The 11,276-nt window shown below is 28.0% G+C and carries 8 protein-coding genes, 1 pseudogene and 2 other annotated features; of the genes and pseudogenes, 8 read left to right on the top strand and 1 reads right to left on the bottom strand.

From position 1 onward, the window contains the following. Positions 1-77 precede the first annotated feature (77 nt). From KHQ81_07620 to KHQ81_07595, 6 genes and pseudogenes are all read left to right on the top strand, one after another. On the top strand, positions 78-389 hold the full coding sequence (locus KHQ81_07620) for a hypothetical protein (GenBank protein ID QVK16784.1): 312 nt from the start codon (positions 78-80) through the stop codon (positions 387-389). Between the two features lie 189 nt (positions 390-578). Further along, positions 579-1,102 (top strand): annotated as a pseudogene (locus tag KHQ81_07615) (HAD-IIIA family hydrolase). 97 nt (positions 1,103-1,199) lie between these two features. Next, on the top strand, positions 1,200-1,865 hold the full coding sequence (locus tag KHQ81_07610) for a DinB family protein (protein ID QVK16783.1): 666 nt from the start codon (positions 1,200-1,202) through the stop codon (positions 1,863-1,865). A gap of 335 nt (positions 1,866-2,200) precedes the next feature. Then, complete coding sequence (locus KHQ81_07605) at positions 2,201-2,863, top strand: InlB B-repeat-containing protein (protein ID QVK16782.1); 663 nt, start codon at positions 2,201-2,203, stop codon at positions 2,861-2,863. A gap of 439 nt (positions 2,864-3,302) precedes the next feature. Further along, positions 3,303-4,790, top strand: a complete 1,488-nt coding sequence (locus KHQ81_07600; protein QVK16781.1) for a helix-turn-helix transcriptional regulator — start codon at positions 3,303-3,305, stop codon at positions 4,788-4,790. A 198-nt stretch (positions 4,791-4,988) separates the two neighbouring features. Further along, complete coding sequence (locus tag KHQ81_07595; GenBank protein QVK16780.1) at positions 4,989-5,720, top strand: NAD-dependent protein deacylase; 732 nt, start codon at positions 4,989-4,991, stop codon at positions 5,718-5,720. Positions 5,721-5,774: 54 nt separating this feature from the next. Here the strand turns inward: KHQ81_07595 and KHQ81_07590 are convergent, their stop codons facing one another. Continuing rightward, entirely contained in the window at positions 5,775-7,100 is a 1,326-nt protein-coding gene (locus KHQ81_07590; GenBank protein ID QVK16779.1) for an AraC family transcriptional regulator, read from the bottom strand. A gap of 404 nt (positions 7,101-7,504) precedes the next feature. Continuing rightward, positions 7,505-7,757 (top strand) — a binding site (T-box leader). 93 nt (positions 7,758-7,850) lie between these two features. On the opposite strand from KHQ81_07590, the gene brnQ reads away from it, so the two are divergent. Both brnQ and asnB read left to right on the top strand, forming a co-directional pair. Further along, a complete protein-coding gene (gene brnQ, locus KHQ81_07585; protein ID QVK16778.1) occupies positions 7,851-9,164 on the top strand; it encodes a branched-chain amino acid transport system II carrier protein in 1,314 nt (437 codons plus the stop codon). 234 nt (positions 9,165-9,398) lie between these two features. Then, positions 9,399-9,645: a binding site (T-box leader), on the top strand. 45 nt (positions 9,646-9,690) lie between these two features. Next, positions 9,691-11,271, top strand: coding sequence for an asparagine synthase B (gene asnB, locus KHQ81_07580; protein QVK16777.1), 1,581 nt, complete (start codon positions 9,691-9,693; stop codon positions 11,269-11,271). Positions 11,272-11,276 lie beyond the last annotated feature (5 nt).

Genomic DNA, 11,276 nt, shown 5'->3' with positions numbered 1-11,276 from the left:
TCTAATATGCTACATTTATAGACGTCTATTTTAACTTAGGAACATATTATATAAATATTTAAATTTAGGAGGAAAGCATGATAATTGAAATTGATTCAAAAAAATTATGGTATCATGGTTCTAATAAAAAATTTAATTTATTACGTGAAGGAAGTACGATTACACAATGGAAAGAGTTAGCTGAGGCATTTTCGCATAAACCTACTAGGTTATCTGAAACAGATGGAAAAATATTTCACAATGGTGTAGAGAAAGGTTTTTTATATATAATAGATGAACCTATTGAGGTTGATATTGATACATATAATCACCCAATGAGTTCAATGTATGAAAATGCTGAATTTTTAACAAAACGTCCATTAAAAGTGAAACTAATTAAAGAATTATAATATCATAATAGATTTATAAATTGTAAATTATATTCTTCTTTAAAGAAATGGATATAGTTATGTATACGCTGCTTGACACTAGGTGTTATGACAAAGAAAATTAAAATTATTAATATATATATGTAATATTGTAAATAGAGAACCTATATATTATAATAAAATCATAGATTTTAAAATTATGGAGGTTATATGAAAAAGATAGAAGCTGTTTTTATTGATAGAGATGGAACTCTTGGTGGTAATGGTCACTTTATTCATCCTATCAATTTTACTCTTTATCCTTCTTCTGAAGAAGCGATTGAACTGCTGAAATATCAAGGAATAAAAATATATGGTTTTACAAATCAACATAGAATTTCAAGAGGAGAGGTAACGATTGAAGATTTTATTAATGAATTTAATTCTAATGGTTTTGATAAAGCCTATGTTTGTCCTCACCCTCATGATGGTGACTGTGAATGTCGAAAACCAAAACCTGGGATGTTATTACAAGCAGCGAAAGAGAATAATCTTGATCTAACAAAATGTGCTGTTATAGGTGATGTTGGTTCAGATATGGTTGCAGCTGACAAAGTTGGAGCTATAAAAATATTAGTGAAGACAGGATGGGAGAAAGCTCACTTGAGCAATATCGAGACACATGGAAAGATGTTGATCCAGATTATATCGCAGATAATCTGTTAGAAGCTGTTAAATGGTTATTATATAACTAAAAATAATTTTCCATTTATAGTAGAGATAATATTTGTGTAAATAATGTAATCAATAGGTTCTTCAGTTACTCAGGTTTTTTTAGGAGGTAATAGATAAATGGATTTAAAATTATGGAATCAGGATTTAAAACAATTAAGGGATATTATTAAAAAAAAAGATAAAATAGACGAAAGTAAAAGTCTATGTTTAAGTTTACATGCAAGAGTTCATTCATCTCTAATGTCTGGAATCAAAGAAAAAACACTTGAAGATGAATTATGGGAAGATTTAGATGATAATACATTTAGAACTTCAATTAATGAAAAAGGTAGAACTATAGCGTATAGCTTATGGCATTCAACTAGAATAGAAGATATAACAATGAATTTATTAGTTGCTGAGGATGAACAAATATTTAATATCGGTAATTGGAAGGAAAAGATAAATTCTAATATTATTGATACGGGAAATGCGATGACAAAGGAAGAAATATTAGAATTTAGTAAAGAAATTAATAGTCAAGAATTAAAAAATTATAGAGTAATGGTAGGAACAAAAACAAGACAGATAGTCCAAAATATTAAATCAAATGATATGAAAAGAAAATTTGAAAAAGAAAAATTACAGCGTATCATAGATGAAGGTGCTGTTTTAAATGTTGAAGCATCAAACTGGTTAATAGACTTTTGGGGAAGAAAAAATGTATCTGGTATTTTGCTTATGCCAGTGACAAGACATCATGTAGTACACCTAAATGAAGCTTTACGTGCAAAAAAGAAATGATTTCAATATATCTAAAAAAATTTATTAATTAATTCTTAATATATGGAGATTGCTTTGAAGAAATAAACCATAATTAGTTTATTTCTTTTTTGTTACAGGTGAGTTTTACTATATATTAAGTATTTATAAACACAGCTAAATCGTATTGGTAAATATTTTTTATCGTCATAATACGACAAAATACATAATATAACACTGATATAGTTGGAAATATGCTATATAATCTTAGAAAAAATAAATATTGTTAAGGGGTGATACATGTTAAAACTATAAAATTATTTATGTTAGTTTTCATAGTTTTTATGATGTCTAGTTGTGAAAGAGATCCGGAGTATTTGTTTACTTATGACATTTTTGAATGCTTTAAAGGTACTGAAGGAGACGTCGAAATTGTTGGATTAACAGAAGAAGGTCTTCAATTAGAGGTAGTTGAATTTCCAGCTTATATTGAAGGGTATAGTTATGTTGGTATAGGTGGATTTAGTTTTGGACCAGATAAGGACAAAGGTATTGATACTGATCAAATGAAAATAGCTATTTTAAGTGGAGAAGATACAATTATCCTACCAGAAGCTTTCCGGGATTCATCTAAGTTAGAGAAGATAGTCATTAATTCACTTAGTGTTATGGAAGTAGGAGGCTATGCTATTCCTCGCGAACCCGGTAGAATTATTACTGTTTATGTCCCATTTGAAGTTTATGATGAATATTACAGTGGGACTGAGTGGGATGATTATAGAGATTTATTAAAACGTTCAACAGTATCGTTCTATTACAACTACGATAACTCACCTAATCAGGATTTATTTTGGACAAGTCAACCTGAAAAAGGAGATAAAATCGATAAACCAACTGATCCCTCAAGGGAGGGGTATATTTTTAAAGGTTGGTTTACTGAGAAGGAGACCATAAATGAGTGGGATTTTGAAAATGAAGCAGAAGTTAGACTTCAGTTGTTCGCTAAATGGGTAAGAGATTCAGAGGGGAAGCAACAATAAAATCTTTATTTAATTTGGTCAATATGCTGGCAATAGGCTAATTAATATTCATCCATATTATGTAAGGGGTAGAGTTTTTCAATATAAGATCGTACAATTTAATTTTGATATCGCCTTAAAAATGATCTTGCTAAGTATTCTTTCTATTTTCATTGCGACAATCATTCCAGTCATTCGTGCTTCATTATTAAAACCAATAGAAGCATTAAAACAAAAATAACTAATCATAATTTAATATTACAAACACTTAATAGTTTTGGTCCTTACTTTGTTAGACATTAATTGGTTACGAATTGATTAAATATTTAAAAGCCTTTAGGGCTTTTTTGTTTTTGAAAGGTAACTAATTGTTATATAATGATTATGATACAAAATATCAAGTACTATTTATTTTGATAACATATAATAGGGTTGTGGCCACAGTAAGAGGAGGAATTCTATGGAGATTAAACGATTTAATGAAATGATTGATTATATTGAAGAACATTTAACAGAGGATATATCCTTAGAAGATATAGCCAATTTTGCTTATTTTTCTTTACCACATATTCATCGTATTTTTAAAGATTTGATGGATTACACATTAAAAGAATACATAAGAAAAAGACGATTATCTGAAGCAGCTATCGATTTAATTTATAAGGATATGAAGGTAATTGATATCGCAATAAAATATCAATATAATTCAAATGAGTCATTTACACGAGCTTTTAAACAACTTTTTGGTGTTACACCTGTTGAGTATAGAAAAAATGAAAAACTCTTTGGAATTGTTCCTAAACATAATATAAAGAAAGAAGGGAAGGATTTGAAACTTTTAAATGAAATTGAAGTGATTTTTGAACAGTTTCGTCATAATCCATCTACGTTTAATTTAAAAATGAAATTATCCCAATATAAAGAAAAAGTTATAGAGGAAGTTAAGTCGAATAATTATAATAAAGATAGTGTTAACTTTGCTGTTGAAGTATTATTTAGAATTGGTCAACATGAAGAAATGATTAATATCTTTAATCAATACTTAACAAAAGAATTAGATGTAGAAGATGAGGCATGGGCACGGTATAACCTATTTATGTTAAAAAGAAAAGCTACAAATGATGTAAAAGAAGATTTAGTTAGTCTTTTTGAGTGGATTATTTCTAATTTACCAAAAGAAAAATGGTATTGGATTACATCTAATGCTTCAATGATGCTTGATATATTTTTAATTAAAGATGAAGATAAATTAATCAGTATCATCGACTATATTAGAAAATATTCCATTGATAGTCCTGAAAATAGGCATATAAGATTTGAAACATCTCGTTCGTTAACATTAGCTTATTATCGTAATAAACAATATGAACAATGCTTGCAAGAACTAGATAATTTAGAAAAAATAGTAAATGAAGATCATGGTGACATAAATTACTATTTTGAAAAAGGTGAATTTTTTAATCGGAAGATGATGGTAGCTTACGAATTAAAAGATTTATATTTAGTTGATGAACTTATCAATAAAATGGTTCATTTGATTGATGATTGGAGAATTAATTTCAATGATTTATGTACTAAGTATAAAAATAAACCAAAAGTAAAGTATTATTTTCGTTCATATGAAGAAGTTAATCAAAATCGAGAACCATACAAAGCTTTTAGATGTATAAATCATAATTTTGCCTGTATACTTTACCATTTAAAAAGATATAAACTTGCTATAACTTACTTTGAAATTTCTATTGATTTAAAATCACAACTTAATCCCTATAGTTGTGGATTGTATTTAGGTTCATTATGGGAAGTAACAAAAGACAAAACAGTAGTAGCAAATAAAATATTAGAACAAAAAAGACTTTTAGAAAATAATCCAAACTATTGGAAAAGAGTTCCTGAATTAAAACAATTGACTGAAGACAATCAATTTAAGAAACTAATATATCAATAACATAAAGTTATTGTATATTCATTGATATTATATGATTGATTTTAAATTGTACTGTATTAGAATTATTCTTTATATTTTCTAAGTCCTTTTTCTAGCATGGACCAAGAATTAATTGACATATCACAGTTTAGGTGTAATAATAATTAATGTATGGTTTAATATTAGATAGTTAATAAAGATAAAAAGAAGTGATTATTTATGGATCAAATAAAAAAATTAAAAGATTTAATTAATAAGGCTAATGATATAGTTGTAATGACAGGTGCAGGTATATCTGTACCTTCTGGGATTCCTGATTTTAGAAGTTCAAATGGGTTATATAATAATAAAGATAATGACATGACAGATATAAGTCCAGAAACAATATTATCTTATTCATTTTTTAAAGAGTATCCCGATAAATTTTATACTTTTTATCGTAATAAAATGATTTGTTTAGATGCTTTACCAAATATTGCTCATAAAACTTTAGCTGAGTTAGAGTCTATGGGAAAGGTAAAAGCAATCATAACACAAAATATTGATGGGTTACATCAATTAGCAGGAAGTAAAAAAGTTATTGAGTTACATGGAAGTATTCACAGAAATTATTGTACTAAATGTCAGAAAAGTTATTCACTTTCCAAAATATTACAAGCCAAAGGAATTCCAACTTGTGATTGTGGTGGTATTATTAAACCTGATGTAGTACTTTATGAAGAAGCACTCTCAAGTAGTGTATTAGATAATTCTTTAATAGAAATTGAAAAAGCTGACTTGTTAATAGTTGTTGGAACTTCACTTCTTGTAAATCCTGCAGCTTCTTTAATCCATTATTTTAGAGGTTCTAATTTAGTAATAATAAGTAAAGGAATTACACCATATGATAATTATGCTAAATTAGTAATACACAAACCTCTTGAAACTATTTTAACACCTGAACTTTTATAATTTTTTAGAAAATAGAATAGATATGATGATAAATATAAGAAACCACTAGCAAAGCTAGTGGTTTTTAGTTATAGGCATATATAATAATACATCTGATTCCATTTCTAATTTTCCATTATTAATTATATATTGTTCAAAAAATTGATGTAATCCAAAATTGTATTTTTTGTTATTTTGCATCCATTTTATAAATACATTCCATTCATACCCTAAACGTTTAAATTTACTTTTAGTTACTAAATATTGTCCCCCTTTAAAATCAATAATTTGAACTCTTTCATCATTTATTTTAAAATCTTCCTCTACAAATATACCAATTTGACAAAAATAATCCTCAAGTCCTTCTCTTTCATGGTTATACCAAGCAATCACACTTAAATTATCTCTAACTATATTATTATCATTTAGCCATTTTATAAAAAATTTTCTTGCTTTATTTACAGCATCTTTTCCTACTTCTTTATAACAAGCTAATTTCATTGGTTTAATCTCAACTAATTCTTTATTATTAAATTCTTTTCTTAATTCAATAGGTATATATAGATCTAAGCCACCTAAATGTTCAAATTCATCATTAAATCCTAGATGTTCTTCAAGCCATTGATGTCCTCCATAGGTATACTTACTATCATTTAACCATTTAGATAACCGTTGCCAAGTAGGAAAAATATTCTCTTCTCCTCCTTTAACACTAGTTACTGCATATAATCCACCTGGGAATTCTTTGACTTTAATCTTATCATCATTAATAACGACATCATCACTTATTATTGTCCATACTTCATAACCATATTCTGTATCATTTGGACCAGGACTTGGGTTATTAAAACCAAAGAAACGAAGTTTATCTTTTTCTATACTCAGACCACTTCTTTGTAGCCATTCACTCATAACATTCCAGGCATTTGTTTCTGGTTCTTTCCCATAATAACAATAACTAGCAACACGCATTTTAGGAAGTTCTTTTAATACTTTTATATCTGGATATTTATCTAATAACTCTTTATCTTGTATCTCAAAATATTTGTCCATTATATTCATCCTTTCAAATAAAAATGGTCTTTTAACCTTTTTAAGAGAGCTAGGAGTTTTTCCTGTAACCTTTTTAAATGATCTTGTAAAAGCTTCATGACTTTCAAACCCATATTTTATCGCTACATCTAAAACATTTGAACCATTAATTATATCAATACTAGCTTTATAAAATCGACGATTTCTGATATATTCTTTTACTGAATATCCTGTTAAGGCAAAAAACATCCGATATAAGTTCGTTACAGACATAAACGCCATTTTAGCTACATCATCAATAATTATTTCATCATGTAAATTATTTTCAATATAATTAATCGCATTATCTACTCTCTCATAATAATTCATATTACCGTCTCCTTTTTTGTACATGTACACTAGTATTATATCAATATATATTTTTAAAGACTTGATATTTTTTACAAATATACTCATTAACAAAGATTTTACCATAAATCATCATCAAAATAAAAAATTAAAATTGAAGTTATGTTTATCATTGTTTCTTAGTCTATTAAAAGTAATAAGAATTTTGATTGAAAATGGTCAAAATTATTGTTTTTTAATAAAATATAAATAATATGTACAAATAATTTTTATCAAATTGAAAAAGAAAAAAATATGATAAATATTATATATATTAGAATAAATAAATAAAAATTAGAAATCTATACAGAAATACAAGAAAAAAAAGTTTATAAAAAGTGTTGACAATATAATATTAAAAATGTAATATATATTCAATAAAAAAAATAAATTCTATGAAGAGAAAGAGTAAGTAAAATTATGATCTACAGAGAGTTGGCGTTATGCTGAAAGCCAATGTTCAGAAGTTTATCGAAAATCATCTCTGAGAAGCAATACTGAAATAAGTAAGTATTGACGGCGTCTTTCACCGTTAAAAAGAATAGCGTATTGATTGATACGTACTAAGTGCTATAACTTGTTTTTTTTTGACAAGCTTATGGAATTAGGGTGGTAACGCGGTTTTAACCCGTCCCTTGTTTTTCAAGGGACGGGTTTTTTTTATGAAAAGAGAGAATATGAGGAATTACTGACAAGACTTGATTAAAAAAACAATAAAGAGGAGGATTCAATATGAAAAAGTTATCAAGAAAGGATACATTACTTATCGGTATATTTTTATTTTCACTATTTTTTGGAGCAGGAAATTTAATATTTCCTCCATTTTTAGGACAATTAGCAGGAGGAAATACATGGATTGCAATGGGTGCTTTTAGTATTACAGCAGTTGGATTCCCAGTATTAGGAGTAGTTGCAGTAGCAAAATCAGGAGGACTAGAAAAACTTGCAAGTAGAGTAAATAAAAAATTTGCATTAGTTTTTACAATTTTAATATATTTATCAATTGGCCCATTCTTAGGAATTCCACGGGCAGGAAGTATGCCATTTGAAATGGTAGTTGCACCGTATTTAGGAGAAAGTGTATCTTCGGAATTAGCTTTATTTTTATTTACATTTATTTTCTTCTTAGTAGTCTACTGGCTTTCTTTATCACCAAGTAAATTAGTTGATAGATTGGGCAAGGTATTAACACCATCACTATTACTATTGCTGTTTGTTATGTTTTTTGGAGCTGTATTTAAACCTGTTGTAGGGTATGGTTCTGCAACTGAAGATTATATGTCATCACCATTTATTAAAGGTTTCTTAGATGGGTATTTAACGATGGATACAATCGCAGCGCTTAACTTTGGGATTGTTGTGGCTTTAGTTATTAAATCAAAAGGAATAACTGATGAAAAACAAGTCATTTCAACATCAGTTAAAGCAGGGTTAATTGCAGGTTTTTTACTTATCTTAATCTACTCAATGCTTGCTCATTTAGGTGCATTAAGTAGTAATTTATTTACTGATGTAGAAAATGGTGCACAGACACTAACGAATATTACTAAATATATTTTTGGTGATGTAGGTGTTATTATCTTAGCCTTAACATTTACATTAGCTTGTCTATCAACTAGTACCGGATTAGTTACTTCTTGTAGTCAATATTTCTCACAATTAAGTGATAAAGTTTCTTATAAGAGCTGGATAAGAATCATTACATTCCTAAGTTTTATTCTTGCGAATATGGGGCTAACAAAAATACTAAAAGTTTCAGAGCCATTATTAATCGCAATCTATCCTATTGCGATTATGTTAATTTTATTATCTTTACTAGATAAATATCTTCATAATAGTAAAAAAGTGTATAGTTTAACAATCCTATTTACCTCTGTAGTAAGTAGTTATGAGGGCTTAACAAAAGTTGGACTTAAATTAGATTTTCTAACTAACTTATTTAATAAACTACCACTATATAGTGATGGCTTAGGATGGATAATACCAGCACTAGTGGGTATGGGAGTTGGTGTACTGTTTGACAAATTTACTAAGGTAAGTAATTAAAATATTTAATATTTTTATCTAGTTTGTTAAAAACATGGATAACAATTATAAAATGGAATCCTGTTAACAAGATTTTTGATTGTGAAAAATGACTTCTTCTGTAGATGTAAATTTAGTATATATATATTAAAACCGCACATTTTTGGATAAAATTTGAATTGACTTATATTATTTTGATTAACGTTTTCATTTCAATTTAACTTGACATCAACAAAATGATACAGTACTATACTAATAATTACTTTGATTGGGAGAAGTAAAATAAATAATTACTGTATAGCGAACTAGGGTATGGTGAAAGCCTAGAGAGTGTTATTATTTGAAAAACACCCATGAGTTACTTATTGAACAGTTTTCTTAGTAGATTAAGTCGGATGTAACCCGTTATCAAATTACAGCTATTGATAGATAGTATAAAGAGGTCAAAACACATTTGACAAATTGGGTGGTACCGCGGATTTAACAGTTATTCGTCCCTGAATATGGGAGATAACTGTTTTTTTTATTACACAAAGGAGAGAAGAACATGTGTGGTTTCGTAGTATCAACATCTAAAAAATTATCAAATAAAGAATTTTTACAAGGAGTACAGAAAATTAAAAAAAGAGGTCCAGATAAAACAGAGATACTGGAGATAGACAATGGATTATTTGCCTTTCATAGGTTATCAATTATGGATATATCAGATTCAGGGATGCAACCCTTTGAAATAGATGGAAGTTTTTCTGTTACTAATGGAGAAATATATAACTTTAGACAATTGAAAGAGTCATTGAGAATAAAATATGATTTCTTAAGCACAAGTGATTGCGAAATTATCTTACCTTTATATAAAGAAAAGGGTTTAGAAGCATTTAAAATGTTAGATGCAGAGTTTGTGACTGTTATTTATGATAAAGATGAAAAAGAGTTTATTGCCGCTAGAGATCCTATTGGTATTAGACCAATGTTTTATGGTTACTCTCTTGAATCACAAGAAATTATTTTTTCAAGTGAAGCGAAGGCTATTATTAATCTTGTCACAAAGGTTTATCCTTTTCCACCAGGTCATTACTATTATAAAGGTGAATTCATTCAATTTTCAGATGTAACAGATATTATTGATTTTCATTCATCTTCTAAAGATGAAACGCTAAAAAGTATTAACAAGTTATTAACTAAAGGGGTTCTAAAACGCCTTGACTCAGATGCACCAGTAGGTTTCTTACTTAGTGGAGGATTGGATTCTAGTTTAGTTTGTAGCATTGCTCAATCAGTAATGTCAAAACCGATTAAGACATTTAGTATTGGTATGGATACAGATCCAATTGATTTAAAGTATGCCAAAATTGTTGCTGACTACCTTGGGACAGATCATACAGAGGTTAGGATATCTCAAAAAGATATAATTGATTCACTTGAAGAAGTAATATATGCACTTGAAACTTATGATATTACGACAATTAGAGCAAGTATAGGAATGTATTTAATTTCAAAATACATTAATAAAAATACAGATATTAAAGTTTTACTCACTGGAGAAGTCAGTGATGAATTATTTGGATATAAATATACAGATTTCGCTCCAAATGCAGATGAGTTCCAAAAAGAATCAATTAAACGAGTTAGAGAGTTATATATGTATGACGTTTTACGTGCAGATAGATGCTTAGCTTCTAACTCACTAGAAGCAAGAGTTCCTTTTGGTGATATTGAATTTGTAAATTATATATTAAGTATTAATCCTGAACACAAAATGAATAAAAAGCAGATGGGTAAATACCTTCTAAGAAAAGCGTTTGAAGGTGATTACTTACCTGATGAAATTCTCTACAGAGATAAAGCAGCATTTAGTGATGCTGTTGGCCATAGTTTAGTAGATCATTTAAAAGATTATGCGGAAAGAGTATATACTGATACTGAATTTGAAGAAAAAGTAAAACAATACGATCATGCAAGACCCTTTACAAAGGAATCTTTACTTTATAGAGAAATATTTGAAAAGTATTATAAAGGTCACTCACATCTAGTATCAAATTATTGGATGCCTAACAAAACTTGGACAGGATGTCAAGTTGATGATCCATCAGCAAGGGTCCTAACAAACTACGGTAATAGCGGGAAATAGGTTTT

This window comes from Mycoplasmatota bacterium (genome assembly GCA_018394295.1).
Classification (GTDB): domain Bacteria; phylum Bacillota_I; class Bacilli_A; order Haloplasmatales; family Haloplasmataceae; genus JAENYC01.
This window is presented reverse-complemented; position numbering and strand designations above follow the sequence as displayed.

What these genes read in the sequence shown, in the direction of transcription:
- KHQ81_07600 (QVK16781.1), top strand. Translation starts at nt 3,303, where the DNA reads ATGGAGATTAAACGATTTAATGAAATGATTGATTATATTGAAGAACAT.
- asnB (QVK16777.1), top strand. Translation starts at nt 9,691, where the DNA reads ATGTGTGGTTTCGTAGTATCAACATCTAAAAAATTATCAAATAAAGAA.
- KHQ81_07590 (QVK16779.1), bottom strand. Translation starts at nt 7,100, where the DNA reads ATGAATTATTATGAGAGAGTAGATAATGCGATTAATTATATTGAAAAT.
- brnQ (QVK16778.1), top strand. Translation starts at nt 7,851, where the DNA reads ATGAAAAAGTTATCAAGAAAGGATACATTACTTATCGGTATATTTTTA.
- KHQ81_07595 (QVK16780.1), top strand. Translation starts at nt 4,989, where the DNA reads ATGGATCAAATAAAAAAATTAAAAGATTTAATTAATAAGGCTAATGAT.
- KHQ81_07620 (QVK16784.1), top strand. Translation starts at nt 78, where the DNA reads ATGATAATTGAAATTGATTCAAAAAAATTATGGTATCATGGTTCTAAT.
- KHQ81_07610 (QVK16783.1), top strand. Translation starts at nt 1,200, where the DNA reads ATGGATTTAAAATTATGGAATCAGGATTTAAAACAATTAAGGGATATT.